25 protein-coding genes are annotated in these 25,557 nt (G+C 44.2%); 6 read left to right on the forward strand and 19 right to left on the reverse strand.

Annotated elements, in window-relative coordinates:
• Nucleotides 1–5 precede the first annotated feature (5 nt).
• The 4 genes from ODOSP_RS17670 to ODOSP_RS17685 all read right to left on the reverse strand — a co-directional run bounded on the left by ODOSP_RS17670 (nucleotide 6) and on the right by ODOSP_RS17685 (nucleotide 2,233).
• Nucleotides 6–323, reverse strand: a complete 318-nt coding sequence (locus ODOSP_RS17670) for an NVEALA domain-containing protein (RefSeq protein WP_013613638.1) — start codon at nucleotides 321–323, stop codon at nucleotides 6–8.
• 220 nt (nucleotides 324–543) lie between these two features.
• The gene (locus ODOSP_RS19045; protein WP_013613639.1) at nucleotides 544–969 is read right to left on the reverse strand and encodes a DUF1573 domain-containing protein; all 426 of its coding nucleotides are present in this window, start codon (nucleotides 967–969) and stop codon (nucleotides 544–546) included.
• Between the two features lie 28 nt (nucleotides 970–997).
• A complete protein-coding gene (locus ODOSP_RS17680; RefSeq protein WP_013613640.1) occupies nucleotides 998–1,990 on the reverse strand; it encodes a BF3164 family lipoprotein in 993 nt (330 codons plus the stop codon).
• 3 nt (nucleotides 1,991–1,993) lie between these two features.
• Nucleotides 1,994–2,233: an NVEALA domain-containing protein gene (locus ODOSP_RS17685; protein ID WP_013613641.1), complete on the reverse strand. Its 240-nt coding sequence runs from the start codon at nucleotides 2,231–2,233 to the stop codon at nucleotides 1,994–1,996.
• A gap of 394 nt (nucleotides 2,234–2,627) precedes the next feature.
• Between ODOSP_RS17685 and ODOSP_RS17690 the strand changes: the two genes are divergently transcribed.
• Both ODOSP_RS17690 and ODOSP_RS17695 read left to right on the forward strand, forming a co-directional pair.
• On the forward strand, nucleotides 2,628–3,686 hold the full coding sequence (locus ODOSP_RS17690) for a sensor histidine kinase (protein ID WP_157741869.1): 1,059 nt from the start codon (nucleotides 2,628–2,630) through the stop codon (nucleotides 3,684–3,686).
• The gene (locus tag ODOSP_RS17695; protein ID WP_013613643.1) at nucleotides 3,683–4,372 is read left to right on the forward strand and encodes a response regulator transcription factor; all 690 of its coding nucleotides are present in this window, start codon (nucleotides 3,683–3,685) and stop codon (nucleotides 4,370–4,372) included. Before ODOSP_RS17690 ends, ODOSP_RS17695 begins: the two co-directional genes overlap by 4 nt.
• A gap of 54 nt (nucleotides 4,373–4,426) precedes the next feature.
• On the opposite strand, the gene ODOSP_RS17700 is transcribed toward ODOSP_RS17695, so the two are convergent.
• The 8 genes from ODOSP_RS17700 to ODOSP_RS17735 all read right to left on the reverse strand — a co-directional run bounded on the left by ODOSP_RS17700 (nucleotide 4,427) and on the right by ODOSP_RS17735 (nucleotide 11,995).
• Entirely contained in the window at nucleotides 4,427–5,458 is a 1,032-nt protein-coding gene (locus ODOSP_RS17700; RefSeq protein WP_013613644.1) for a LacI family DNA-binding transcriptional regulator, read from the reverse strand.
• Between the two features lie 18 nt (nucleotides 5,459–5,476).
• A complete protein-coding gene (locus tag ODOSP_RS17705; RefSeq protein WP_013613645.1) occupies nucleotides 5,477–7,537 on the reverse strand; it encodes an HD family phosphohydrolase in 2,061 nt (686 codons plus the stop codon).
• Between the two features lie 194 nt (nucleotides 7,538–7,731).
• A complete protein-coding gene (fabD, locus tag ODOSP_RS17710) occupies nucleotides 7,732–8,607 on the reverse strand; it encodes an ACP S-malonyltransferase (protein ID WP_013613646.1) in 876 nt (291 codons plus the stop codon).
• Nucleotides 8,608–8,625: 18 nt separating this feature from the next.
• Complete coding sequence (gene folE, locus ODOSP_RS17715; RefSeq protein ID WP_013613647.1) at nucleotides 8,626–9,252, reverse strand: GTP cyclohydrolase I FolE; 627 nt, start codon at nucleotides 9,250–9,252, stop codon at nucleotides 8,626–8,628.
• Nucleotides 9,253–9,386: 134 nt separating this feature from the next.
• Entirely contained in the window at nucleotides 9,387–10,043 is a 657-nt protein-coding gene (locus ODOSP_RS17720; RefSeq protein WP_013613648.1) for a hypothetical protein, read from the reverse strand.
• A gap of 70 nt (nucleotides 10,044–10,113) precedes the next feature.
• Nucleotides 10,114–10,752: a DUF6266 family protein gene (locus ODOSP_RS17725; protein ID WP_013613649.1), complete on the reverse strand. Its 639-nt coding sequence runs from the start codon at nucleotides 10,750–10,752 to the stop codon at nucleotides 10,114–10,116.
• A 563-nt stretch (nucleotides 10,753–11,315) separates the two neighbouring features.
• A complete protein-coding gene (locus ODOSP_RS17730; protein ID WP_013613650.1) occupies nucleotides 11,316–11,648 on the reverse strand; it encodes a helix-turn-helix domain-containing protein in 333 nt (110 codons plus the stop codon).
• Nucleotides 11,645–11,995, reverse strand: a complete 351-nt coding sequence (locus ODOSP_RS17735) for a type II toxin-antitoxin system RelE/ParE family toxin (RefSeq protein WP_013613651.1) — start codon at nucleotides 11,993–11,995, stop codon at nucleotides 11,645–11,647. Before ODOSP_RS17735 ends, ODOSP_RS17730 begins: the two co-directional genes overlap by 4 nt.
• A gap of 195 nt (nucleotides 11,996–12,190) precedes the next feature.
• Between ODOSP_RS17735 and ODOSP_RS17740 the strand changes: the two genes are divergently transcribed.
• Nucleotides 12,191–13,822 carry an IS1182 family transposase gene (locus ODOSP_RS17740; protein WP_013613652.1) on the forward strand — a complete coding sequence of 544 codons (1,632 nt, stop codon included), beginning with the start codon at nucleotides 12,191–12,193 and terminating at the stop codon, nucleotides 13,820–13,822.
• A gap of 66 nt (nucleotides 13,823–13,888) precedes the next feature.
• Here the strand turns inward: ODOSP_RS17740 and ODOSP_RS17745 are convergent, their stop codons facing one another.
• From ODOSP_RS17745 to ODOSP_RS19050, 3 genes are read right to left on the reverse strand one after another with little or no spacing between them, the layout of a single operon-like run.
• Entirely contained in the window at nucleotides 13,889–14,599 is a 711-nt protein-coding gene (locus ODOSP_RS17745; protein WP_013613653.1) for a hypothetical protein, read from the reverse strand.
• 30 nt (nucleotides 14,600–14,629) lie between these two features.
• Nucleotides 14,630–16,657 carry a leucine-rich repeat protein gene (locus ODOSP_RS17750; protein ID WP_013613654.1) on the reverse strand — a complete coding sequence of 676 codons (2,028 nt, stop codon included), beginning with the start codon at nucleotides 16,655–16,657 and terminating at the stop codon, nucleotides 14,630–14,632.
• 54 nt (nucleotides 16,658–16,711) lie between these two features.
• Nucleotides 16,712–17,464: a PL29 family lyase N-terminal domain-containing protein gene (locus ODOSP_RS19050; RefSeq protein WP_013613655.1), complete on the reverse strand. Its 753-nt coding sequence runs from the start codon at nucleotides 17,462–17,464 to the stop codon at nucleotides 16,712–16,714.
• Nucleotides 17,465–18,094: 630 nt separating this feature from the next.
• Here ODOSP_RS19050 and ODOSP_RS17755 point away from each other — a divergent pair.
• Together ODOSP_RS17755 and floA are read left to right on the forward strand one after the other, a co-directional pair.
• On the forward strand, nucleotides 18,095–18,562 hold the full coding sequence (locus ODOSP_RS17755; RefSeq protein ID WP_013613656.1) for an NfeD family protein: 468 nt from the start codon (nucleotides 18,095–18,097) through the stop codon (nucleotides 18,560–18,562).
• A gap of 1 nt (nucleotide 18,563) precedes the next feature.
• The gene (gene floA, locus ODOSP_RS17760) at nucleotides 18,564–19,565 is read left to right on the forward strand and encodes a flotillin-like protein FloA (RefSeq protein ID WP_013613657.1); all 1,002 of its coding nucleotides are present in this window, start codon (nucleotides 18,564–18,566) and stop codon (nucleotides 19,563–19,565) included.
• 75 nt (nucleotides 19,566–19,640) lie between these two features.
• On the opposite strand, the gene lysA is transcribed toward floA, so the two are convergent.
• The 4 genes from lysA to ODOSP_RS17780 all read right to left on the reverse strand — a co-directional run bounded on the left by lysA (nucleotide 19,641) and on the right by ODOSP_RS17780 (nucleotide 24,476).
• Nucleotides 19,641–20,786, reverse strand: a complete 1,146-nt coding sequence (lysA, locus tag ODOSP_RS17765; protein WP_013613658.1) for a diaminopimelate decarboxylase — start codon at nucleotides 20,784–20,786, stop codon at nucleotides 19,641–19,643.
• A gap of 32 nt (nucleotides 20,787–20,818) precedes the next feature.
• On the reverse strand, nucleotides 20,819–22,141 hold the full coding sequence (locus tag ODOSP_RS17770) for an aspartate kinase (protein ID WP_013613659.1): 1,323 nt from the start codon (nucleotides 22,139–22,141) through the stop codon (nucleotides 20,819–20,821).
• 103 nt (nucleotides 22,142–22,244) lie between these two features.
• Nucleotides 22,245–23,096, reverse strand: a complete 852-nt coding sequence (prmA, locus tag ODOSP_RS17775; RefSeq protein ID WP_013613660.1) for a 50S ribosomal protein L11 methyltransferase — start codon at nucleotides 23,094–23,096, stop codon at nucleotides 22,245–22,247.
• Nucleotides 23,097–23,108: 12 nt separating this feature from the next.
• On the reverse strand, nucleotides 23,109–24,476 hold the full coding sequence (locus tag ODOSP_RS17780; protein WP_013613661.1) for a methyltransferase RsmF C-terminal domain-like protein: 1,368 nt from the start codon (nucleotides 24,474–24,476) through the stop codon (nucleotides 23,109–23,111).
• Between the two features lie 57 nt (nucleotides 24,477–24,533).
• Between ODOSP_RS17780 and murB the strand changes: the two genes are divergently transcribed.
• The gene (gene murB / locus ODOSP_RS17785; RefSeq protein ID WP_013613662.1) at nucleotides 24,534–25,550 is read left to right on the forward strand and encodes a UDP-N-acetylmuramate dehydrogenase; all 1,017 of its coding nucleotides are present in this window, start codon (nucleotides 24,534–24,536) and stop codon (nucleotides 25,548–25,550) included.
• Nucleotides 25,551–25,557 lie beyond the last annotated feature (7 nt).

Below are 25,557 nucleotides of genomic sequence, written 5' to 3' on the forward strand. Positions count from 1 at the left end.
TTTTACTATTCACAATTACTTTGCCAATTTTTACATAACACCGTTGTTGATCCTTTATAACAATTTCTGCGTAAAGAGAGGGCGTTAGCTCCAGTACATCTTGCACTACCTCCATCCAGATCTCGGCATCTGCAATAAAAATAATTTGCTTCTTTAAATGAAAAATCAATATTTACATCTATCTCACCGGTTGCCAAAGCTTCAATATTAGCTACTCCTAAGCTAAAATTCGATTGATTTTTTTTAAGACTAAAATTGATACCAGTACTTACTAATATAGCAAGTAATAGAATGAAGCCTATTTGAAATAATTTTTTTTTCATATTTTTTCTTTTTTGTTGGTTATTGCTTTTCTATTTGCGATAATGATAAATAAATTTTTCTACATGGCAGCCTCTCTTTCTTTTTTAGGGGGAGGGTGGGGACGGAGACCGATTTGGCTTGGGAAGATGGTCAGCTCCGTCCTTTGCTCCCGGGTTAAACGTCGGATTATACTTGTGGAGTGTAATCTGATTGTTAATTTTTATCACGTGCTTGAAGCAGTTATTCGATTACATTTCCGCACAATTTTAATTTCATTATTCCGCTGTCTATATTACACACAATGTCGATGTTCTTCAGAAAATGACCCAGGGAATTCGGGTCGAAGGTGATTTTAATTTCACCTGTTTCTCCTGGGGCAACCGGACGTTTTTCCCATTCGGCCCCGGTACATCCGCATGATGGACGGACGTCGCGGAGCAGGAGGGGAGTCTGACCGGTGTTGGTGAAACGGAAAGTCACTTTCCGTTTCTCTCCGTAGCGAATGGTTCCTAATTGCAGGGTGTCCCGCTCAAAACGGATAGTCGTTGGCAACGCATTCATCGCTTGCATATCGTAATCCGGCTGAAAGATGAAAAAGGCGGAAACGATGCAACTTAAAAGTAGTAGAAACAGGCTGACTGTCCAATATATTTTTTTTGGTTTCATCGTTGTGTATTTTCATCGGTGAATTGATTCAGTTGTCCAAAACTAGTTTCATCAGACAAGTTTGAGGTTCATGTCCGATAGCATAAAGAACATTTTCAGAAACATCTACGGTGATATGCGTTAACGGTGTATCCAAGGCATAAGTTTCGAGTAAAGTGCCTTCCCAATCGAATACCAGTAGCTGGCGGCATTGTTGGAAAGTCCTGGGGTTTTCGCGATAAGTATGCCCGGAGTAGATCGCATATACTTTTTCAGAGGTGACTGTGATGTCAGTGAAACCGAAGCGGTTATCACGCGAATAAGCTACGTCGGGCACCGTTTTTTCGGTGATATATACCCGGGGATGGTGGTAGCAATAGGCTTTGATGCGATCGATATGGTCGCCGGTGATCCGGCAAAATTCAAGATTACCGCTATACATATCGCCACAGACAAAATACCGGTTGTCGGGACGTACTTTCAGTACGGTGCTGGCGTATAAAATCGCTTTAGTGTCCTCGCGCAGAGCCGGATAGACCGGGTGTTCCGGATAGGATAAATGAAAACCGAATGTTTTTGTGTCCAGATCATACAACAGATAACGCCCCTGTGTGTAGAGGCCTGTTGCGATAATATAATTGCCGGCCCGTATAGCCCGCAAGGTATTTAAACTATCGGGTAGCTGTATCACCGAAGAATCACTTGCTCCGGATCGCGTCCGCAGACTTGTATGCCGTTCGAGTAGCCGGGAGGTCCTGAAGTTGAAACTGGATAGTGTTACCGGAGTTTCATTATTGGAATTATTCAATGGGATCGCCTTGGTCGTATTGTTGTCCGAATAACTAAGGAGAATCTCCTGGCCATTACTGGCTATTTCTGAAACACGACGGGCTTCCCAGGATTGAAGTCCGGAAATGAAACTGCTTTGTAATGCTTTACCGGCTTTCGGTATCTGATGAGCCGAAGGAACCTCAGATAAGTTGGATTCGTTGCAGGATGATATAAAGAATAGGATCGTGGATAAAAATAGTATGTTTTTCATGGTTTAATCTGCTTTCATGTGAATACCTGCATGTAGTTGTCGTTTATAAATGCAAACCCCACCCGCTGATGTGCAATATTTCTTTGCTTCTTCCAGATTACATTCTTCATAAGCTAAAGCCTCAATATTTTCCAATGATAATATATTCTCGTTTTGATTCATTGAAATGTTGAATATAGAGCTGAGGGTTAATGCTATTAAAAGCAATAATAGAAATGTTTTTAATTTCTTTTTTGTTTTCATGGTAATTATTATTTTTACCTAACAAACGTATAGTAAATCTTCGGTGTTAAAAAAGAATTTAATAATTATATTGTCCTAATTTTGTCCTTTGATTTGTAAACAGATGTTAATTATGAGGGCGCAAAAATTTTATATTTTATCTTGGGGGGCAATGTTATTGCTTTTTATTGTATTATTAAATACTTTAGTGAAACTATATTGGGAGAAAGAAGCGGTTTTAGCTGAATCCTTGACGAATAAATTAGAGAATACGGTTGAGTTATATAATCGTATGAGAATTGATACAAATAATTTTAGAGGAAATATACTCTCACTTACTTCCGAGTATGTATTAATTTTTAGAAACCGACAAAAATTTGTTTTTTCTTTTAAGTCGGAAATGGAGGCGAAAAAGATGAGTGTCTGCGCTCTGTATGATATCCGTGACACAGCTTTGTGGACGTTGTGGGGATTGGATTCTTCATTTTGCAGGCAGATGGATAAGGAAGCGGTTAGTTATATGTTGGAATTGCAGGATAGTACGGGAAAGGTAATCGATGCTGTAAAGCAGGGGTTTAATAAAATTCCCCGGGGAAAAGAGGATTTTTCCATGCCCTTGGGATTATTGGAGAAGCATATTATTAGAGCTCGTTTCGGTTTACCTGTAGGGGTATTCCTTTATGATGAGTGGCCGATGGTTTTGTTTTTGGTAGCTTCGGCTTGGATGTTGGGATTGATCTTTTATTGGCAACACTATTTGGTACATAAAGAAAAGCGGATCCGGCAGCATGAGGAATTGAATATTCAGACTGTGAATCACGATATGAAGTCACCGGTTGGAATTGCCGGGACATACTTGGGTTTGGTGGACCGGGAGGGGATAAGCGGTTTGACTTCGCAACAGCAAAAAAATTTCCGGGTAGCGCAGGAAGCCATCGGACGTTTGGAAATTTTGGTAAAAAAGATGTCGGTAAAACTGGTGAATGAGAGGGGATTGGTATTGAACTATGAGGTATTTGAATTACCGGTATTGGTACAGGAAGTATGGAGAAGTATAGAAGGAGAGATTCCGGATCGGAAGGCAGTACGGTTTTCGGTTTTATGTAGGCTGAAGGGAGATCCGATGATTTGTGCAGATCGCTTGCAATTGGGACGTGCGTTGGGGAATTTACTCCGGAATGCGGTGAAATATTCCAGAGAAGAGGTCGGGATTGTGGTCGGATGTGTCCGAAAAGGGACGAGATTATGGATTTTTGTAAAGGATAATGGTTATGGGATTGAGAAAGCAGATCAGAAACATATGTTCGAGACGGGCTATCGTTCGCCTTCCGTGGAACGCAGGACGGAGGGAACAGGACTGGGATTGAGCTTTGTTAAAATGGTAATGTCGGCACATGGAGGAAGAATAGTCTACCGGACCCGGGAAGGAGGGGGAAGCCGTTTTGTCTTGATCATGAAAAGTAAACAGAGATGACAACGATTCATTTATTATATGTGGATGATGAAGAAAACTGGTTGAATGCAGTCGGACAGATCTTGCAAACCGGGGAGTTTGTCGTAGATACGGCCACTGACGGGGAAATGGCGTTGCAGAAAATGGCTGAACAGCGGTATGATATGATTCTGCTGGATGTTCGCTTGAAGGAAGAAAACGGTTGGGAATTGGTACGTAGATTTAAGCAGGTCCAACGGGAGGTGGCTGTAGTGTTGTTTACTTCGGATTATGAAGTGGAGAGGTTGACCGATGTTTTTGGGGTCGGTGTAGAAGATTATTTGGAAAAAAGCAGTGATATCGGGATATTAGCCAACCGATTAAAGGCCTTACATTATCGTTTTGTGAAAAGTCGGGAACAACAGGAGTGTTACCGGATTGCTTCCGAAGTATTTTTTCGTGTGAATGCCGGAATCTTGGTTGTAAAGGGGAAAGAACGTTATCTGAAATCGAATGAAGCTTGTCTTTTGAAGTTATTGTGTCGGAAAATGGGAACGGTGGTGAAGATCGAAGAGTTGTATGCAGGAATTTGGGGAAAAGCTATACTCTTCGATTCTAAGGATAAAGCACTCCGGAATCTTGTATCAGAGTTGAGAAAGACCTTGGAAGGTACTGGGTTAGAGATTAGAAATAAACGATTTGCAGGATATTGTTTGAAGGGAGAATAAAAAAACGGAAATTTATTCCCCCAGTCAGATTGCTGATTGGGGGAATATCGGTTCTTATTGCATAAACGAGCGGTCGGAGGATTCGCGGACGATCAGTTCGCTGTTGATCACTTCCTCGCGGATTTGTGCATGTTTGGCGTCGAGGATTTGTTCGAAAAGAAGCTCGGCAGCCGTTTCGCCGATCTTTTCGGGAAATTGGTTGATGGTGCTGACCGAAGGGGTCATATATCGGGAACGTTTGCTGTTGGAGAAACCGAAAACAGCTACTTCTTCCGGTATTTTCAATCCTTTTTCTTTTATTGCTTCGATTGCTCCGATGGCCATATCGTCATTGATTCCGAAAATGGCATCCGGCATATTTTTCATATTCAATAACCGTTGAGTGGCCTCTTTGGCTGCTTTTACGGAGAAGTCTTCACATCTGACGATGTAGTCGGTATTGATTTCCAGTTTGTTCAGCGTCATGGCTTTCAGATACCCTTTCATCCGGTTCTTCCCGATAGAAAGTTGTTCCGGGCCGGTTAGCAGGGCGATTCTTCTGGCTCCGCCATGGATGAGATGTTGTACGATTTTGAAAGCAGCATCGGCATCGTCGGCAACGACTTTAGAGACATCCAGTTCTTTCGCAGTCCGATCGAATAATACCAAAGGCACGCCCATATCCTGAATCTGTTTGATATGTTCGTACGAAGTGGTGGCTTTAGAAATAGACAGAATGATTCCATCACAACGGTTGGCCAGAAATATATCGATGTTTTTCTTTTCTTTTTCGAAAGTTTCGTTGGAAGAAGCTACCAGTACATTGTATCCGTATTTATCGGCAACATCCTCTATCTTTTTGACAACGGTAGCGAAAAAGGTATTCACAATCTGAGGCACCACCACGCCGATCGTGTTACTTTTGTGAGTCTTTAAAGCCACTGCTATGGGATTGGGTTTGTAGCCCAGTTCTTTGGCCAGGGCCTGCACGGTTTTACGGGTTTGTTGGCTGATCTCAGGATTATCTTTCAGCGCCCGTGACACTGTAGATACAGAGATATTTAGTTTTTCTGCTAAGTCTTTGATTGTGATGGCTTTCTGTGTCATATTCCTAAGTTTTAATGTTTATTTTTTTTCTTCTTGTTTGAGTTTAGGATAAGCGATTCGGGAATGGTAGATGTTAGTCAGCATTTCGATAAATACCTTTTTCACCGTTGCAATGTCTTTAAAAGTGATGTCTGCATTGGCATAGCGCCCGTCCTGTAGCTGCCCGTCGATGATATTGTTGACTACTTTCGTGATATTTTCTTCGGTCTTGTCGACCAGCGTACGGGAGACTGCTTCTACGGCATCGGCCATCATAACTACGGCACATTCCCGGCTGACCGGATCCGGTCCGTCATAAGTGAACAGCGATTCGTCGATTTCCCGGTCAGGATATTTGTTTTTAAAAGAATTGTAGAAGTATTTTACCTTGCTTTTTCCGTGATGGGTACGGATAAAGTTGATAATACCTTCGGGCAAATTATACTTCTTGGCCATTTCGACTCCTTTACGGACATGGTCGATGATGTGCTGGGCACTGACATCGAATTCACACTGGTCGTGTGGGTTGATTCCCCCGCTTTGATTTTCGATAAAAAAGATCGGATCGAATGTTTTACCGATATCGTGATAAAGAGCACCGGTACGGGTGAGCAAAGGATTCCCGCCGATCCGGTAAATAGCTTCCTCGGCCAGATTGGCGACCATCAGCGAATGCTGGAAGGTACCCGGAGCTTTCTTGGTCAGGTTGCGCAAGGCCGGATGATTCGGATTCGAGAGTTCGATCAGTGTGATTTCGGAGGTATAACCGAAAATCCGTTCAAAGATATAGATCACCGGGTAAGTGAGTGTCAGTAGCAGGCAATTGATGGCCAGCCAGATCAGCGCAAACAAGTGGGTACCGCGGATCTCGCCTTCCTGGGTCAGGATAAAGGCCATATATACGAGTGTATAGGTGATAAAAATCAGAAATATAGACAGGATCAGCTGACTACGCCGTTGCAGGTGCGACAGACTGAATATGGCTACAATGCCGGCTGTGACCTGCATGAAAGCGAACATGTAACTGTTGGGGGCATAGTAGGAAATCAGCAGCGTACTGCTCAGCAGAAGATACAAAGCCGAACGGCTACCGATCAGGATGTTTACGATGATGATGAAAAACAATACCGGTACCGCAAACATATTGATACTCTGATGATATCCCAGACTACCGAGCATAATGGTGGCTAGAAATAAACCGTAAAGGAATATAAATTCCCGGTTGTTGTAGAAAATCCGTTTTTTGGAATAGTAGAAAAAAATGGAAAATACCAGCAGGGCTACCAGCACCAAAAGGAATTGACCGCCGATAGTCCGCATATAAGTTTCGGTAGATCCCAGATTATTCTGGTATTCGGTTTTGAGGGAATTCAGTATCTTTACCTTTTCGGGAGTAACCAGTTCACGCTTGGTGATGATAATATCGCCTTGTTGCACCATGCCTTCTGTGAGACTGATACTTTTCAGGTGGTTCAGGTGTTCGATCGTTGTTTTCGAGGCGTCGAATTCCAGGTTTGGCTGCAAATAGTTGTTCAGGTTCAGGCTTAGAATATTTTCCCGTACCGATTTCGGAAAATGGAGTTGGTCGATTGCCTGGCTTAAATCCGAATAAGCCTTTTTCAAGGTATATACCTGATCGAATTCTACGGTATGCCCGATATTGTTCTCGACGATTTTAATGGTTTTTACTTTCCTGGCATCCAACTCTTCGGGCAATTGCAGGATGCCGGCCGTATAGATGTCTTTGAGCCGGTCGGTCAGTTTATTCAGGGAGCCGGAAGTCGTTTCATTGCGGAAAGCATGCAGGGCTGTCCTGAATTTACCGGTTTGCAGATCGGCCGTATTCGTATTTAAGATAAAAATCGGACTTTGTTCCTGTACTAATTTTTCCCGTTCTTCCTGTAATTCGTCTTCTGTTTTATGGATCGGAAAATCGAAAGGAGCCGTCAGGGTTTCGTATCTCCAGGGCATACCTTTTTGATATTCATACTGGAAACTACCGACTTTGGGGAATAAATATACCGTGATTACACAAATCGAGAGTATAATCAATAATCTGAAAAAGGCATTTAAACGACGTTTTAATTTTTTGTCGGACATAGAGGTACACAATAGCCATTATACAGGGCTAAAGATATGAAATTATTGGAGAAAAATCGGAAACCTTCGGAAATTTGTTTTGAGAGGAAAAAAGTACATTCAGTTTGCCGGGATTCATTGGTGCTTGTTGAGAAAACCTGAGGCTCTGTTTAGAAAAATTGTCTCAACGGAATCTCAGATTCTCTCAGCAATTTTTATTGAATACCGTTGGTCTCGATTTCGGTGCTGACCTTTTTAAGCAGGCCTTGTAATACTTTGCCCGGTCCGATTTCCAGGAAAGAGGTAGCTCCGTCGGCAATCATATTTTTCATGATCTGTGTCCATCTGACCGATGCGGTCAATTGGGCGATCAGGTTTTCCTGAATCTTAGCCGGATCGGTATAAGGTTGGGCATCTACATTCTGATAGATCGGGCAGACCGGGGTTGAGAAACGGGTGTTTTTAATGGCTGTTTCCAGTTCCTGGCGTGCCGGTTCCATCAACGGAGAGTGGAAGGCACCTCCGACTTTTAAAGGCAATACACGTTTCGCTCCGGCTTCGGTCAGTTTCTGGCAAGCGGTCTCGATTCCTTTGTTGCTACCTGAAATAACGATCTGCCCCGGACAATTGTAGTTAGCGGGAACCACCACTTCGTCGATCTCTTTACAGATCGCTTCTACTTTTTCGTCGGCCATTCCGATCACTGCGGCCATGGTAGAAGGATTGGCTTCGCAGGCTTTTTGCATCGCCAGCGCTCTGGCGTGTACCAGGCGTAATCCGTCTTCGAAAGATAAAGCTTTGGCAGCGACCAGGGCTGAGAATTCTCCCAGGGAGTGGCCGGCTACCATATCCGGAGTTTCGGTCAGCGAGTTGGCCAGAATCACGGAGTGAAGGAATATCGCCGGTTGGGTTACTTTGGTTTGTTTCAGGTCTTCGTCGGTGCCGTTGAACATCAGATCCGTAATGCGGAATCCCAATATTTCGTTCGCTTTTTCAAATAATTCTTTTGCTTCGGGTGAGTTTTCATACAAATCCTTGCCCATTCCTACGAATTGAGCTCCCTGTCCCGGGAAAACAAATGCTTTTTTCATACTCGTTTTGTTTATTTCTTAATGAAACTTATTACTGATCAGCCGGATGAATTCCTCCCGCGTGGCGAGTTTCTCGAATGCGCCGCTGAAGTCGGAAGTCGTTGTTACCGAGTTTTGTTTTTGAACGCCCCGCATCATCATACACATGTGCTGTGCTTCGATCACCACGGCAACGCCCAGGGGGTTGAGGGTGTTCTGGATGCAGTTCTTTATGTCGTTTGTCAATCTTTCCTGTACTTGCAGTCTTCTGGAAAAAGCTTCCACTACCCGTGCTATTTTGCTTAGCCCGGTGATGTATCCGTTCGGGATATACGCCACGTGAGCCTGCCCGATGAAAGGCAACATATGGTGTTCACACATGGAATAGATCTCGATGTTTTTCACAATAACCATCTGGCGGTAATCTTCTTTAAAAAGTGCCGACCGCAGAATTTCCTCCGGATTCTCGTGATACCCCCTTGTCATAAATTGCATGGCTTTTGCCACGCGGTAGGGAGTTTTTACCAAACCTTCCCTGTCGGGGTCTTCGCCCAGCAGTTTCAGTATTTCTTTATAATGGTAACTTAATTGTTCGGTCTTTGTTTTATTGTAGTATTCTACTTTGTGGTAGAATTCTTCGCAGTCGTCCAATTCCGTGTATTTCATTCAAACTCTCTTTTATATGCTTGATTTATCATTCGTGTCGGTAATGAAAAACCCGGTACAAAGTAAAATATAATAATCGAGAATTGAAAATCGGGAACAGGAATTTCATGGACCGGGTTTTTGTTCATGTTTTATCATGAATTTATTTTCACGTGGAAATATCGGCAGGCGGAGAACCTGGTGCCGGTTTCGTTGCAGAAGAAAATGTACACGTGCGCCTTTTTTCCGATGGATTCATCGAGGGTAAATTCTCCATGCAGTTCTCCGCGTCTTCCTTTTACCTGGCTGGCGACCCGGGGGATACGGGAATCGTTGTCATATAATACCCCTATTTGTAATCTGTCCGTTCCGGATACGGTTTTCCACATCCGTTCTTCTTGCCATGTGACCTTGAACAGAGGACCTTCCCCGCTTACTTTCAGATTCCTGGGGAGAGGTAAAGTGCCGTCCGTGAACATGAAATTCCCGAAATCGGCGATTTGGCCTTCCTCCCCGAAGCAATGGAAATTTCTTGAGAAAAACACGTTCGGGGCGTGTCGTCCCACTGTTTTTGCCACGGCCCGCCAGATTTCGGGCGACACTTGTTTGGCAAACGTCATGTAAAAAACTTGTACTGCCTTGAAGCGTATCGCTACGGCCTGCTGTTTGGGGGTACGTCCCTCGGTTTCCCATTTCCGTTTTTTGCCGGGAATGGCATAACGCCGGACGTATGTGTTATTACCTCTCGTGTAAAAAATAAGGTTATTGTGTCTTCCTTGAAATTGTCCGTTGATAAAATCTTTGACTTTCATGATATAATACTTTAAATATTTGATAATGGTATTTATATAGACGACAGGGGGGGCCCCCCCTGTCGTCGTGTTAAGCCTCTTCTGTCAGTGTGATACAGACAGATGGCGAAGCCATCTTCCTGTTCGCGCTCGTGGCGAAAACGTACACTATTACGTGTTCTTTTTCCCATTTTGCAGGAAGAGTGACGCTTGTCGAGCCGCTTTCTCCGCGTTCGCCGAGAGGAATCACCCGGCATCCGCCCCCTTGGGTGTTCACCAGCACTCCATACGTCTTGTCGTCCGCATTGCAATAGGCGAGGTCTTCCATAGCCGTGTTCTCAAACGTGATTTTTGAAGTCGAAGTGTTGTACGTGGCGGTGATGTCCGGTTCCGTGAGCGATCCTTGTGCACATTGCAGCTGTTCGTAGTCCACGGTTAGCGTATCGTCTTCCAGCGTGCAAATTTCCTTATTCAAGGACATGAAGGCGTTTGCCGGCGATTGTCCCCGCTTACGTTGGGGAAATCCGAGTGTGATTGCCGGGGCGAGTTCCCGAGATAGCTTGATCAATCTTCCGAACTTTGTCCGTTGTGCAACGGCTGCCGGCGAATCAGAAATTTTCCTTGCAGATGAACTTTTGCGAGCCATATTCTCGCATTCTCGTATGTAGTAAGAGATCTTACCAATACGTCCCCGATAGTTCGCGATCGGATCTGAGCTTATTCTAGCCATAACTTTAAAAATTAAACTGTTAATAATACATTTTTCCCTCCAACTCACTTGGATGGGATTTACATACGGTATCTTACTACACGAGGGGGGAAATTTGCACTTTTACGGGAGAAAAAAATGCAGAAAAAAGAGAAAAGTTTTGTAATGTGCAGATAAATAGGTGGTTAGTTTTCTGCTTTAAAGTGTGTTATTGAGTGATTAGTAGAAGAAATCTTCTATAGAAAAAAATTTATATAATATAATTCGTATATCAATTGTTACCACCTCTATTATCAAGCTAAATATGATGCATTTGTCATTCAGATTCAGCGCTTGCTGTCGGTGTTGGCGATGGCGGACAAGGGGGGGTATTGAAAGAAATCAGGGAAATGACAGGACAAGAGAACGGGCAAATATCTCCGTATTTGAAAATGATGACAGATCAAAAAATCGTGGAGAGAATGGCGAAAAAACAGCGAGGGGCGAAATACCGGATAATCGATCTGTTGTTCCGCTTGTGGTTGAATCGTAACGTGGTATGATAATTGGTATAGATCAAATTCTTTCTTGGCGGGTTTATAAGGTTACCATAAAGTAACCTTTCCCGCGATGCCTAAATCAAGGCTGGCTGTTGTAATTCCCAGAGCCTTGAATACCCTCCTCATCGTGGAAAGGGTAATAGAGCAATTCCCGTTTTCCAGCTTGCAAATTTGGGAACGTTTAACCCCTATTCGTTCGCCTAATTCTTCTTGCGTGAGGTGCTGTTTCAGGCGTGCGTTTTTAATAGCTTCTCCTACAAAATAAGCCTGAACCTCTTCCTTGAGTTGCTCTTCCATTGCGTCCCTTGCGGGAGTTCCTATTTTTCCCCACGCATCGTCTATTAATTTGTCAGAGGGGGTAAAACTTATCTTTGTCATAGCTTTATTTTTTTATTGTTAAAATATTCTTTTCTTATAGATTCGGCCTTTTCTATCTCTTTCTTTGGAATCTTTGAGGTTTTCTTTATTATACCGTGAGTGGCTACCACTAAAGTTCGTTTGTCTGTATCCCAAAAGGCAAAAAGACGATAACAAATGCCATTGAACAAAGTACGCAATTCCCATATTTCAGAGTTCTCCAATTTCTTGAAAAGTTCCTTATCCATAACTCCGCATTCCAGTTTTCGGATATTATATGCTATTTTCTGTTGCGTCTTTAGGGATTGAAGTCTTACAAAGTTTTCCGCTTCGCTGCTCAATATTACTTGTATAACTTTTCCTTCCATTGTTTTTTCTTTGTATATGCAAAATTAATATTTTGTTTCCATATAAGCAAACATGTAGGTTTGTTTTATTCCGATGTTATATATCGTTTCTTCGTGAAGAAGGGGCTGTCCAAAAAGTCGGATAGCCCCTTTTGCTATAGTTTATTTCGGTAAAAAGAATTATCTTACCGTTGCAAAAAAACAAACATTATAGCAATGGCTAAGATAGTATTTAAAGAGTTAACTTCCAACCAAAATGTACTTTTTCCGGTTAGTTTATCGGAAAAGATAGCTTCGAACCATCCCGTTCGTGTAGTAAACAGTGTTGTAGATGCCTTAGATATTAGCAGTCTGCTGCGGGCATATAAAGGAGGAGGAACCAGCAGCTACCATCCCCGTATGATGCTCAAAGTCCTGTTTTATGCATACCTGAACAATATCTATTCCTGTCGCAAAATAGAAAAGGCCTTACAGGAGAATATTCACTTCATGTGGTTGTCAGGTAATAGTACTCCCGATTTCCGCACTATCAATGATTTCCGTGGCAAACGCTTAAAAGAAAATATAAAATCGTTGTTTTCAGCCATTGTTCTGCTGCTACAGGAATCCGGCTATGTCAGTTTGGATGTACAGTATATCGATGGCACCAAAGTTGAATCGGCATCCAACCGCTACACTTTTGTCTGGCGTGGGAGTGTGGAAAAGAACAAGGCAAAACTGGAGTCGAAAATACAGGCAGTCCTTAGTGAGGTAGACAAACATATTGAGCAGGACAAACAGGAAAGGACACCGGATACCTTACCGGATATGGATTCCTGTGGTTTGCGGGAAAAAGTGAGCGCTTTAAACAAACGGCTCTCCGGGATGAACAAAGCCGAGCAAAAGCAAGTCAAAAAGCTACAGGAAGAATATCTGCCCCGCCTTGCCAAATATGAATCGCAATTGGAGAAATTAGGGGATCGTAATTCTTTCAGTAAGACAGATGAGGATGCGACCTTCATGCGCATGAAAGAGGATCATATGAAAAACGGGCAATTGAAACCCGCCTATAATATACAGCTTGCTACAGAGAATCAGTTTATTACAAATCTGGGCATTTACAGGCGCGCCGGAGACACAGGAACTCTAATTCCTTTTTTGAAAGATTTTCGGGAGACTTATCATAGGCAATCCTTTATAGTAGTAGCTGATGCCGGTTATGGAAGTGAACAAAACTACGAGTTTATGGAGAATGCGGGTATAGAGGCTTTTGTCAAGTACAATTATTTCCACAAAGAGCAGAAGCGTGCCTGGAAGAAGGATGCTTTTGCCATACAGAACCTTTACTACAATCGGGAACAGGATTACTACGTATGCCCGATGGGACAACATATGGAATATACAGGTCAAAGGAAAAGTAAGTCCGATTTGGGATATGTATCCGTACTGAAACGTTATCAGGCACAGAACTGTGAGGGTTGCCCGCTGAGATCTCAATGTCATAAATCAAAGACCAACCGGATCATAGAAGTCAACTATAAACTTAACAGGTATAAACAAAAAGCGCGCGAAAAACTCATGAGCGAAGAAGGTATTTATCATCGGGGCAGACGATGTATAGAACCGGAAGCTGTCTTCGCACAGATAAAGCATAACTCGGCATGGAACCGATTTAGATTAAGAGGGCTGGAGAAGGTAAAAACAGAGTTTACCCTGGTTGCTATTGCACATAATCTAAGGAAACTGGCTAAAAAAAACAGCTTTCTTTTATTTCTTACTTATTTCTGGAGGATTACTTTTCCAAAAGAGATAATAGAGAAGACCAAAGATGTTTTAAAAATAAAAATGGATAATAAACGGGCAGCATAACAAAAAAAGAAGGCATCCTTTTCAGACACCTTCCATTCTTCCAAGACATTCATTAAGTCCTCGGGGCTATTCTATCATCCCGCACAGCCGGGCGAGCAATTCCGGCGTGGGCAGTTTATCCGAAGCTTGGTATTGGAAATGGCTCGTGAACAGCACCAGCGTACCCTTCAGGTTGGTTTCCAACAGGCAATCGTGGTTCACCCGGTCCGGGTGGTCTATCAGCCCTGTAATGCGGCAGAAATCGCCGCAGGGGAGTGATTCCAGGTGTTCGAAGCGGTATCCCATCCAGATATTTTCATCCGCTTTTGCTTCCTTGCCCCAGAAGCACCATGAACCTTTGTTCTTCACCATGATCAGCCGCGGGCGCACCACTTGCTCGATGAAAAGCTGGCTCAACCGTAAATTCTCGGCAACGAGTTCAAGCCCTTTCGGGTCTTTGCAAAACTTCCACACGGTATTCTGATCCGTTTCCCGGAAATTCAGCAAATCCATATACGCCACTTCCTGCTTGTACGCTCCCGGGAAAAGCTTGTCGAAAGCCAGGAAATAACGGTCTTCTCCGCCTTCCACGATTCCTTGATACTCGTACTCGCACACGGAATTCTCCCGTGCCGGGTCCCCTTGCCGGAACGACGGGTTCATCCCCGTGACTAAAATTCGGTGTGTCTTCTCTATCTTCGAGTAACAAATGCCCCGGTCGAGGATGGCGTTTAACTCCCCGGACGTCATTTGTCCTTTGTATTTATCCCAAAGTTTTTGTAATCTTTCTTTTTGCATGATATTGATTTGTGTAATTGATAAAATAATTTACTTTGGATATGATTCTAACGACTTGAATTCAGAAGCTATTGTTTTCCAACCGATAGCTTCTTTGTATAAATCCATAGTATAATATGGTACATATATTGGAACATTTAAAAAGATATCTTCTACTGGCTCCTCTGAGATACGAGATCCCCCAAAAGCATATTTGGTCATCATGGGAGGTCTTACTCCCTTGCAATGTATTTCCTCGAAAGATAATTTCATCGATTCTGTAGGAAATATTTGATCATTACCAGCAAATGCATGTTTCTCAATATAAGAAACTTTTTCTCCTAAAATTAATTTACCCGAAAATCGATAACAACTTCTGAAGGCGTATTGGTTTATCGTTTCTACCTTGTCAGGAATAATTAAATCTCCTGTAAAGCCACAATATTCAAAGGCACGTTCTTCTATTCGAGTTACATTCTCTCCAATAGTTAAAGTCCCCCGCATAAAAGGATAATCTCTAGGGGATTTGCCTGGCTGCATAAGAAATGCATCCTTTGGAATAACGGTCAGTCCGTTGCCAATTTTTAAAGAACCTGTAAAAATTGCATTATGAAATGCCTTCTCGCCCATCACCTGTACAGCATCGGGAATAATCAAATCACCAGTGAATTTTATATCGGCAAAAGCACCCGTTCCTATTTTTTTCACACCTTCACCTATCGACAAAGTACCATCAAAAGTACTTCCACAAAATGCCGTGCTCCCAATAAAGGTAGTCGCATCAGGAATAACAAGATTTCCTTGGATATTGAGACCGGCAAAAGCACCGGCTTCTATGCGTCCCAAATTTTCCGGAAGGGCTAATGATGTTATTTTGGAGCGATGAAAAGCATATGCCCCAATACATGTTACAGATTCCGGAATGTCTATGGTTGTCATGGTACTTTCACGAAAAGCGTTTTTCGGAATTTCCGTTAGTCCCAATGGCAAATATACGTAGGATGCAGTTGAGCCTTGGAAAGCAGCTTCGGGTATACTTGTATCAGTCACACCTGTTAAATCTAAAATTTTGCCTGTTGAATAGTCTTTTAAGGAGGCATAATCACTTTCATTCAATGAACCTGATATTATTAGCTCATGAGGCAACTCTTGTTCTGCAAGTAATTGACCGAGAGTTCCCGGTGTAGATACATGAAAAGTTTTAGGTAATACTCCGGAAGATTGAAAAATTGCGATTTTTTCTGAAGATATACCTTGTTTATCAATCATTTCTATAATTGCGACACGTTCCTTGCCGGTAGGATTAGGTCTTACCATAAAAGAAATGCGATCGGTTCGAAAAGTTGCCCTACTATCTGGCATCAGTTCAACCCAAGATTTTGCTTCTTCCGAAATCTCTACTTCATATTCGATATTGGTTTCCAGTTCCACGTCCACTCGATCACCCCCGTAACCGACCGAATAACTTTTCGTGGGTATTTGAATCTTTCCTTCCACAAAGGTGATTGTGCGCAAAATGGTACGTCCTTTTCCATCGAAAAAAAATACAGTAACATTGTCCTTGGAAAAAGTTCCAAGCGTGGCAGGAGTTGTAACTTCTATTACCCCCCGGTCATAAGCTGTTGGTTTTACCACGGCTTGAAATCCATTTTGTGTGGCGACCTTTACAACCAGTTTTTCATCAGCTTCTCCTACAAGATAAGAAAAAGAATAGGTTGTGTTCGGGAGCAAACGTACATCCGTCTCGTTAGGAGTAAAAATAATCGTGAGCAATTTAAATTTTGGTATAGATATCAGTTGTTGTGATTCCGCTATTATAAAATGTACATATTCAATATCATCTATTATTTGTGAAAAGAATGAACCTCCGCTAGATGCAGTTGCAGGTCCGATGTATTTCCAGGTTTCTCCTTCGTCATAAGATATATACCAGGCATTGTTTTCAATTTTAAATTTTGGAGTTTTTCCGTCAATCCCATCTTGTCCATCCTCGCCTTTTTCGCCGGTTGCTTGCCCCAAATCGCTCCAGGACGTACCTCCGTCAAAAGAAACGATCCATTTGCCGTTTTCTATTTTCATGATAGGTGTTGTACCGGCTATACCTTGATCCCCAGTTGCCTGTCCGGCATCTTGCTACGTGTCGCCATTGTCCCAGGATATCATCCAACGACCATTGGTTATTTCTATTTTAGGTATGATATCACTGGTACTGGCTGGAGCCAGGGTTTCCCAAGAAGTTCCATTGTCCCACGAAATTTTCCAAAAACCGTTTTCTATAACTAATAGAGGGGTTTTGCCTGATTCGCCGGTTGCTTGTCCAACGTCTTCCCATGAAATGCCATAATCTAATGAGACTAACCAACGACCATTTTCAATTTTCATTTGGGGCGTGTTTCCATTAAGACCGTCTTTACCTGTTACTCTTAGTTTTTTCCCTTCATCGTCTAAAAGCCAAGTACCGTTCAGTGTCCAGTAGTAAATGCCGTCCGTGTCTTGTTTTATCCCGATAACCGGAGTTTTCCCATCCTCTCCTTTATTCCCTTGTTCTCCTTTTTCCCCGTCTTTCCCGTGATAGATGGTGATCGGTTTGTTTTTGGCGAACGTGATCGTGTACCCGATCGTGGTGCTTCCCTCGGTGATTGGAGTAACTCCCGTGATGTAATCGTTTTGTTGCAGTGCGTTGACAATCGTCTGCATGGACGAGATGTTCGTGTTCATCTGCGCACACAATTTTTCGAGGGAGGTTAACCGCCCGTCGAGGTCTGCGATTTGTTTGCGTAGTTCACTGTCATCGAAATCGTCTTTGCATCCTGCCAAAGTAACGCATAGGACCGGAAGCCATATCAAGTGCCGGCATTTGAAAAAATGAGTAAATAAATTCCACATACAACCATGCTTTTGAAACCCTGATTCCCTGAAGGTAAATTATATAAAAAGAAATAGCGTGGGAACTCTCAGTTTATCCATCTTGAGGTATCGCCAAACACCCTTGCAGAAATAAACAGTCACCCCACGCTAAACCATATATAGTGTAGATAACTATATGGCAAGCATGAGCGTTTGTACCGTTCATCCTTCTGCATAAAAATTGGCGATTTTCAAGATAAGGATAAAACTAAACGCCTTTCATTAAATTGTCTTCGTCCCGATTTCTCTAAACGAATTACAAATATAAAGAATAATTAGCATTTTACAAACACTCACGGAGGTGACCGTATTACAAATTTATAATAAACGTTAGAATAAAAAGAAGGAAACCGTGTATTTTTAATTTTATGCTAATGTGAAATACGGTGATTCTCTTGCTTTTTCAGTTGTCACGGGCGTACGAATTCCCGTTTATCTGCCTGTCATGTATTGTATGATGCGATAGATGATCGAAACATGGTCAGTAGGTGATCGATAGGTGTTTCCCGGAAGGATAAAAATAAGGAAGGAGAAATATTGAATTTTTCGGTGTGATATGTGTGTATATTTCCCGAAAAAATATATCTTTAGCAAATTAAAAAATTTATTATGGAATGGTTGATCGTATTGATGCTGATTCTGATCGGGGCAATCCTGGTGGTATTGGAGATTTTGGTTTTACCGGGGATTAATGTCGCCGGAATTCTGGGATTTATCAGTATTATTGCCGGAGTATATTTCGGATACGCGTATTATGGCGGAGTGACGGGCCATCTGATTTTGGCGGGTACGGTTGTCTTCGGTTTCGGGATGACCTGGTATGTCCTTCGGACAAAAACCTGGAAAAGGCTGAGCCTGGATACCCGTCTGGAAGGGACGGTAGAGGGGATTGGGGATTCGGTTAAGGCCGGAGATTGCGGAGAGACGTTAGGACGCTTGGCACCTATGGGAAATGTAAAATTGGGGGATATGGTCGTGGAAGCCGAATCCAGATCGGGCTATATCGATGCCCATCGTCCGGTCGAGGTCGTTAAAGTATTGAGAAATAAAGTAATTGTACAATTAAAAACAGTTTGAAATGGAAAACAGCAGTGTTATTTTGTTGGTGGTCGCCATAGCCGGAGGATTGTTCCTGTTATGGATTATTTTGTATCTGATTCCTGTCGGTTTGTGGTTCCAGGCATTAGTATCGGATGTGAAAATATCTTTATTACAATTGGTGTTGATGCGTTGGAGAAAAGTGCCGCCTACGGTGATTGTCAGTGCAATGATCGAGGGGAAAAAGGCAGGTATCGAATTATACCGGGATTTGCTGGAGGCCCATTATCTGGCCGGAGGCCATGTGGCCCAGGTGGTGCATGCTTTGGTATCTGCTTCGAAAGCCAATATCGATCTGACTTTTCAGATTGCAACTGCTGTGGATCTGGCCGGTAGGGATGTATTCGAAGCAGTACAAATGAGTGTAAATCCGAAAGTGATCAATACACCTCCGGTTACGGCTGTCGCTAAAGACGGTATCCAGTTGATCGCTAAAGCGCGGGTGACTGTCCGGGCCAATATCAAGCGTTTGGTCGGTGGTGCCGGTGAAGAGACGGTGCTGGCCCGGGTAGGAGAAGGGATCGTGTCGTCGATCGGTTCGTCGGAATCCCATAAAGCGGTGATGGAAAATCCGGATTTTATCTCCAAAGTGGTGTTGGATAAAGGTTTGGATTCCGGTACGGCTTTTGAAATCCTTTCCATCGATATTGCCGATATCGATGTGGGTAAAAATATCGGGGCAGGTTTACAAATCGACCAGGCCGAAGCTGATCTGAAAATCGCTCAGGCGAAAGCGGAAGAGAGGAGGGCGATGGCTGTGGCCAGAGAACAGGAAATGAAAGCATTGGCCCAGGAGATGAAAGCGAAGGTGATCGAAGCCGAAGCCAATGTGCCTCTGGCGATGTCGGAAGCCTTCCGTTCCGGTAATTTAGGCGTGATGGATTATTATCGCATGAAAAATATAGAAGCCGATACACAAATGCGGGAATCGATCGCAAAACCGGCTGATGGTTCAAAAAAGAAACCGGATAAGATCGGATGATGAGAAAAACGTAAAATTTCGGTTGAGATCAATCGTTTGGTATAGAGTGACCATTGGAAAACAAAATTCCTTTGGTCACTTTGGGTATTGAAAAACACTACCGGGCAGATCGCGCAGATTATAGCGGGAAGCCATTGCTTCGCCGTAGGCACCGCAGGAATGGATAGCGATGAGATCTCCCCGGCGGGTTTCGTTTAAGACGACGTCTTTCCCGAAACAGTCGGCAGATTCGCATATCGGTCCTACCACGTCGTATTTCTCTTCGGGTCGGTCGGAGCTGATATTTTCTATCTTGTGAAAGGCCTGATAAAGGGCCGGGCGCAACAGATCGTTCATGCCTGCATCGAGGATCACGAATTTTCTGTTTTTCCCTTCTTTGACGTACAATACTTTAGAGATCAGATCTCCGCAGTGTGCGACGATCGAGCGTCCCAATTCGAAATGAATCTGCTGATGAGGTTCCGGTTCGAAAAATCGGGCGAAAGTGGCAAAATAAGATTGGAAATCGGCAATGGGTTTTTCGTACGGTTCGTTGTAGTCGATCCCTAACCCTCCGCCGAAATTGATATGGGGCAGAAAGAGTCCGCGTTCTTTCATCTGCCGTTGGATCTCATTGGCCCGGATACATAATCCCCGGAAAACGGTCATGTCGGTGATTTGAGAACCGATGTGAAAATGCAGACCGATGAGTTCGATCTGTTTTAATTTCGCTACTTCCGTGATGACATGTTCCAGATCGTACAAATAAATACCGAATTTGTTTTCTTCGATACCTGTGGTGATATAGTGATGGGTATGGGCATCGACATTGGGATTGATGCGAAGGGCGATCCGGGCTTTTTTGCCCAGCCGGGCCGCGATCCCGTCGATCACCTGTATTTCCGGCAGGGACTCACAGTTGAAACAAAAGATATCGTGCTGTAAGGCAAGTTCTATCTCTGCATCGCTTTTGCCGACACCGGCATATACAATCGTATCGGCCGGGAAGCCGCATTCCAGTGCCTGCCGGATTTCATTTCCGCTGACACAGTCCGCTCCCAGTCCCTGCTGGCTGATCAGTCGCAGTAACACCGGATTGGCGTTAGCTTTGACGGCATAATGAACCCGGTAACCGTAAGGGGCTGATTCGGACTTTGCCGCTTGTACTGTTTTTTTCAGTAGCTCTAAATTATAATAATAGAAGGGCGTCGGTGTTTGAACCGGTATCTGAGATAACTGCATAGTAAAGGGTGTTGTTGCTGAGTGAACTATTTTCAATGCTGAAGATCTTCCAGTTTATGACTGAGGTCTGTCATGGCTTTTTTCTTGTCTTCTTCTTTTACCAGGACCGAGATATTGTGTGCGCTGCCACCGTAAGAGATCATCCGGAGCGGAACTTCTTCGAGGGCTTTCAGTACCTGGGCTCCCAGTCCGGATTTACCGGCTGAAAAATCGCCGACGATACATACGATCGCCATATTGCGGTCGACCTCGATCGTGCCGTATTTTTCCAGATCCTTGAGGATTTCTTCCAGATGTTCCGTACAGTCGATAGTCAGAGAGACTGCCACTTCAGAAGTTGCGATCATATCGATCGGGGTCTTCCAGGCTTCGAATACTTCGAATACTTTCCGGAGGAAACCATAGGCCAGCAGCATATTGGTCGATTTGATCTTAATCGCGGTAATCCCGCTTTTGGCAGCGACGGCTTTCACATTTTTGGCCGGACTGTCTTCGGTGATCAGTGTACCTTCGTCGTCGGGGCATAAGGTGTTTTTCAGGCGTACCGGGATATTTTCTTTTTTCGCCGGTTGTACGCTGGACGGGTGAAGGATCTTCGCCCCGAAATAAGCCAATTCGGCAGCTTCGTCGAATGACAGATGCCGGATAGCCTTCGTCCCTTCGACGATACGGGGATCATTGTTATGAAAACCGTCGATGTCCGTCCAGATCTGGATCTCTTCAGCCTTGATGGCTGCCCCTACCAGTGCGGCGGAATAGTCGCTGCCTCCTCTTTTCAGGTTGTCGATTTCGCCGTAAGCATTCCGGCAGATAAAGCCTTGGGTAATGATCAGGGGGTGGGTGTCCGGTTGGGCCAGTTCGCGTTTCAGGTTTTGCCGGATATAAAAATAATCCGGTTCGCAGTCTTTATCGATACGCATATATTCCAGGGCTGACAAAAGCGTGTTGTTCACTCCGCATTCTTCCAGGTAATAATGCATCAACGTGGTAGACATGATTTCCCCCTGTGCCAATACAGCCTTTTCCTGAAGAGGATAGAAATCCTTGTTGATAAAAGAACGCAGATAGGTGAAAATGGTTTGAATGAAGGTTTTACCTTTCTGAATATAAGCTTCTGTTTCGAATAATTCTGTGATAACGATATAGTAGTTTACTTCCAGATTCTGAATGATATGGAGAGCAGCCTGTTTTTCATTCCGGTATAAGCAGTTAGAAATTTCAACCAAGGTATTGGTAGTCCCGGACATCGCCGATAAAACCACGATCTGAGGTTCGCCGTTATCGATCAATCCGGCCACTGCACGAATTCTGTCTGCACTTCCGACGGAGGTCCCTCCGAATTTTAAAACTTTCATATTTGTCAATTTTATAAACTCCAGTGTTTTTCTTATTTCCGGCTGCAAAGGTGCTATATTCAAATTGATAAAACAATACTTTGTTAAGAATTAAACAACGTGATTAATTTTTGTAGAAGCTGGCTGCCACCCAATTCTTGTCTTCCCGGTAAGTCATGAAAGTCAGACCTGATTGTGCCGCTCTTTCCTGGATGAGGGGAAGGTCTTGCAGATAAAATCCGCTCATGATCAGGAGGCCTTGGGGGAGGAGTCGGGCGACGTAATGGGGCATGTCTTCGAGAAGGATATTGCGGTTGATATTAGCCAGGATCACATCGAAAGGTGCCTCTGCTTCCAGTAACCGGGCGTCTCCGATTTTGATGGTGATGTTGTTCAGACCGTTGGCCCGGATATTTTCCATCGCATTGTTGTAAGCCCATTCATCGATGTCGATGCCGGTGATTTCCCGGGCACCGGTTTTGGCAGCCAGGATAGACAGGATACCTGTTCCGCATCCCATGTCGAGTACCCGTTTGCCTGTAATCCGCTCCTTGTTGTCCAGGATGGTGCGTAGCATGAGGGCGGTGGTGGAATGGTGACCGGTACCGAAACTCATTTTGGGTTCGATCAGGATTTCATATTCGATGCCGGGAACCGGAGCGTGGAATCCGGCCCTGACTAAGATCCGGTCGTCTACCACGATGGGAGTGAAATTTTCTTCCCATACTTTGTTCCAGTCCTGGTCTTCGATTTCCTGTACCGAGGTTTCGATACGATAGTTCCGGGTGAAAAAATCGAATATTTCCAGCCGGGTGATGGCTTGTGCATTATAATCTTTGGCAGGAATGTAGGCCGTGAATCCCTGGTCGGTGTAGGAGAAACCATCGTAACCGATAGTACCCAGTTCGGAAATTAACGCATCTGCAACCGCTTCTTCGTAGGGGGTGATGTCGAAAGTAACTTCAATATAATTCATGGTTTTATTATTTTATTCGATTGTCATTCTGATTCTCCATTCTTTGGGGTAATAGTTGTTAAGCCGGTTGCCCAGGTGTTTGCACCATCCGAGACCCTGTCCGCGATAGGTAACCAATAACCATTCTGCGGTCTTGGGCGGCACCGGAATATCTTCTTTTTTCAGAAAGGTCAGGGCTGTCATCCGGTCGGTATCCAGGAGGGCGCAGTTTGCTTTATTCAGTCCCTGCCAGAGAGCGAGTGAAGGCAGAAGTTTGCTTTTCCGGTTGATGATTTCTGCTATTTCACAACCTTGGTAGAGGATGTGCAGATTAGCCTCCAGTAGTTGTATAAATTCGCTGTGTTGCTCCGGGATTACGCCTATGATATTGTCTTTGGCATAGGGGCGGTAATATTCGGGTGTCCGGATATAAGCCCGGATGTCGCCGGGGAGAAGGGGGGGGGTATGTTTCGTATTTTTCCTGACTTTCCCGGCTCTGAATTCTTCGCCTTCGGTTTTTTGTACCACTCCGGTAAAAAATCCTTCTCCCGGAATCCGGTGAGGGTAGAAATGATAACAGTGAGCGGTTGAGTTTCCCGGGACAATTCCTGGAAAAAGAGGTGCGATTTCAATGGAACGGGCTCCGTATTTCCGTATCAATCGTTCCAGGATGGCTTCGTTTTCTCCGGGATTGTAAGTGCAGGTGCTATACACCAGGAAACCACCGGGTTTTAGGCAAGGCCAGATGTCTGCCAGAATCCGTTGCTGGCGTTCACTGCAAAGCTGCAGGTTGCTTTCGTTCCATTCCTGAATGGCACCGGGGTCTTTTCTGAACATGCCTTCTCCCGAACAGGGGGCATCTACGACGATGATATCGAAAGCGCCTTTCAGATGGTGAAAGTCTGCCGGATCGTTGTTCGTGACGACTACATGGGAAGTTCCCCATTTGATCATATTTTCTTTTAAAATACCGGCCCGGGAACGGATAACTTCGTTAGCTACCAAAAGGCTGCCGGAGGAAAGCCGGGAAGCGATCAGGGTAGATTTGCCACCTGGAGCGGCACACAGATCCAATACTCTTACCGGATGAGCCGGTAGTATTTGTCCGAATATATGATATAAAAACATCGAAGAGGCTTCCTGTACATAGTAAGTCCCGCTATGTAGGCAAGGGTCCAGGGTGAAAACGGGGCGGCTCTTCAAATAATAGGCCGATTCGCACCAGGATACGGGTAAACCGATTTGCTCGTCGGGGAATAACCGGGAGATGGGGACGGGTTTTCCCGGGTTCAGCCGGATACTGACAGGAGGCTCTGTTTGCAGGGCTGCAAAGAAAGCTTCCGACTCTTCCGGTAAAAGTTTTCTCATGCGTTCTTCGAACAGAGCGGGTAAAGTGTTCATGTTTTTCCGTATATTTGCAAATAATTGTGTACAAAGATAAGTGATTTTGGATAAGTTATGATTGAAGTCAAGGAAGATTATAGTTTGAAACCATATAATACGTTTGCTATTGATGTCAAATGCAGGTATTTTGTCGAAAGTGACGAGGAGGAAGCGCTCCGGGCTTTTGTGGCTGATTATGAATGGCAACCGTCGGAAGTGTTGATTTTGGGAGGAGGAAGTAATTTCCTTTTTACGGAAGATTTTACCGGTACTGTTTTTTATCCGGCGATGCAGGGAAAAGAGGTGATAAAGGAAGATGAGGAAGAGGTGTGGGTTAGGATTGGAGCCGGAGTGGAATGGGACGATTTTGTGGCCTGGACAGTGGAACAGGGATGGGGTGGAGTTGAAAATCTTTCTTTTATTCCGGGGCATGTCGGAGCAGCTCCGGTGCAAAATGTCGGAGCCTATGGGATGGAAGCCGGCGAGCGGATCGACCGGGTGGAAGCGATAGCCCTGGATAAAGCTATCCAGGTGGAAATTGCAGGAAAAGATTGCCGTTTCGCTTATCGGGATAGTATTTTTAAACGGGAGTGGAAAAATCGGTATATCATTACCCGGGTGGTATTCCGGTTGTCCAAAAAACCGGAGTTTCGGCTGGATTATGGTGCCTTGCGGAGCGAACTTGAAAAGATGGGGGGAGAAGTGAATTTGACGAATATCCGGCAGGCGGTGATTCGGATTCGCCGTTCTAAATTGCCGGACGTGGCGGAGATTCCCAATGCGGGGAGTTTTTTTAAAAATCCCGTGGTCAGTCGGGAACAGGCGGACCGGCTTTTGGCGGAATATCCCGGAATGCCTGTCTATGAGGTCGACGATGCTTGTTGCAAGTTGGCTGCCGGCTGGATGATCGAACAATGTGGTTGGAAAGGACGTACATGGGGGAAGGCCGGGGTACATGACAAACAGGCTTTGGTATTGGTGAATCGGGGGGGAGCCAGTGGTATCGAGATTACCCGCCTGGCGAATGAAATCCGGAAAAGTGTATTCATGAAATTCGGGATCTGGATAGAACCTGAAGTCTATGTGATTTGAATGAAGT

Source organism: Odoribacter splanchnicus DSM 20712 (genome assembly GCF_000190535.1).
Classification (GTDB): domain Bacteria; phylum Bacteroidota; class Bacteroidia; order Bacteroidales; family Marinifilaceae; genus Odoribacter; species Odoribacter splanchnicus.

Coding starts and splice junctions, on each gene's coding strand:
- ODOSP_RS17720 (WP_013613648.1), bottom strand. CDS start 10,043: ATGAAAGTCAAAGATTTTATCAACGGACAATTTCAAGGAAGACACAAT.
- ODOSP_RS17685 (WP_013613641.1), bottom strand. CDS start 2,233: ATGAAAACAAAAAAGAAATTAAAAACATTTCTATTATTGCTTTTAATA.
- ODOSP_RS17750 (WP_013613654.1), bottom strand. CDS start 16,657: ATGAAAATAGAAAACGGCAAATGGATCGTTTCTTTTGACGGAGGTACG.
- ODOSP_RS17755 (WP_013613656.1), top strand. CDS start 18,095: ATGGAATGGTTGATCGTATTGATGCTGATTCTGATCGGGGCAATCCTG.
- ODOSP_RS17770 (WP_013613659.1), bottom strand. CDS start 22,141: ATGAAAGTTTTAAAATTCGGAGGGACCTCCGTCGGAAGTGCAGACAGA.
- fabD (WP_013613646.1), bottom strand. CDS start 8,607: ATGAAAAAAGCATTTGTTTTCCCGGGACAGGGAGCTCAATTCGTAGGA.
- folE (WP_013613647.1), bottom strand. CDS start 9,252: ATGAAATACACGGAATTGGACGACTGCGAAGAATTCTACCACAAAGTA.
- ODOSP_RS17680 (WP_013613640.1), bottom strand. CDS start 1,990: ATGAAAAACATACTATTTTTATCCACGATCCTATTCTTTATATCATCC.
- ODOSP_RS17695 (WP_013613643.1), top strand. CDS start 3,683: ATGACAACGATTCATTTATTATATGTGGATGATGAAGAAAACTGGTTG.
- ODOSP_RS19050 (WP_013613655.1), bottom strand. CDS start 17,464: ATGTGGAATTTATTTACTCATTTTTTCAAATGCCGGCACTTGATATGG.
- ODOSP_RS17670 (WP_013613638.1), bottom strand. CDS start 323: ATGAAAAAAAAATTATTTCAAATAGGCTTCATTCTATTACTTGCTATA.
- prmA (WP_013613660.1), bottom strand. CDS start 23,096: ATGAATTATATTGAAGTTACTTTCGACATCACCCCCTACGAAGAAGCG.
- ODOSP_RS17740 (WP_013613652.1), top strand. CDS start 12,191: ATGGCTAAGATAGTATTTAAAGAGTTAACTTCCAACCAAAATGTACTT.
- ODOSP_RS17700 (WP_013613644.1), bottom strand. CDS start 5,458: ATGACACAGAAAGCCATCACAATCAAAGACTTAGCAGAAAAACTAAAT.
- ODOSP_RS17735 (WP_013613651.1), bottom strand. CDS start 11,995: ATGGAAGGAAAAGTTATACAAGTAATATTGAGCAGCGAAGCGGAAAAC.
- ODOSP_RS17730 (WP_013613650.1), bottom strand. CDS start 11,648: ATGACAAAGATAAGTTTTACCCCCTCTGACAAATTAATAGACGATGCG.
- ODOSP_RS17780 (WP_013613661.1), bottom strand. CDS start 24,476: ATGAACACTTTACCCGCTCTGTTCGAAGAACGCATGAGAAAACTTTTA.
- ODOSP_RS17705 (WP_013613645.1), bottom strand. CDS start 7,537: ATGTCCGACAAAAAATTAAAACGTCGTTTAAATGCCTTTTTCAGATTA.
- ODOSP_RS17745 (WP_013613653.1), bottom strand. CDS start 14,599: ATGCAAAAAGAAAGATTACAAAAACTTTGGGATAAATACAAAGGACAA.
- floA (WP_013613657.1), top strand. CDS start 18,564: ATGGAAAACAGCAGTGTTATTTTGTTGGTGGTCGCCATAGCCGGAGGA.
- lysA (WP_013613658.1), bottom strand. CDS start 20,786: ATGCAGTTATCTCAGATACCGGTTCAAACACCGACGCCCTTCTATTAT.
- ODOSP_RS17690 (WP_157741869.1), top strand. CDS start 2,628: ATGAGTGTCTGCGCTCTGTATGATATCCGTGACACAGCTTTGTGGACG.
- ODOSP_RS17725 (WP_013613649.1), bottom strand. CDS start 10,752: ATGGCTAGAATAAGCTCAGATCCGATCGCGAACTATCGGGGACGTATT.
- ODOSP_RS19045 (WP_013613639.1), bottom strand. CDS start 969: ATGAAACCAAAAAAAATATATTGGACAGTCAGCCTGTTTCTACTACTT.
- murB (WP_013613662.1), top strand. CDS start 24,534: ATGATTGAAGTCAAGGAAGATTATAGTTTGAAACCATATAATACGTTT.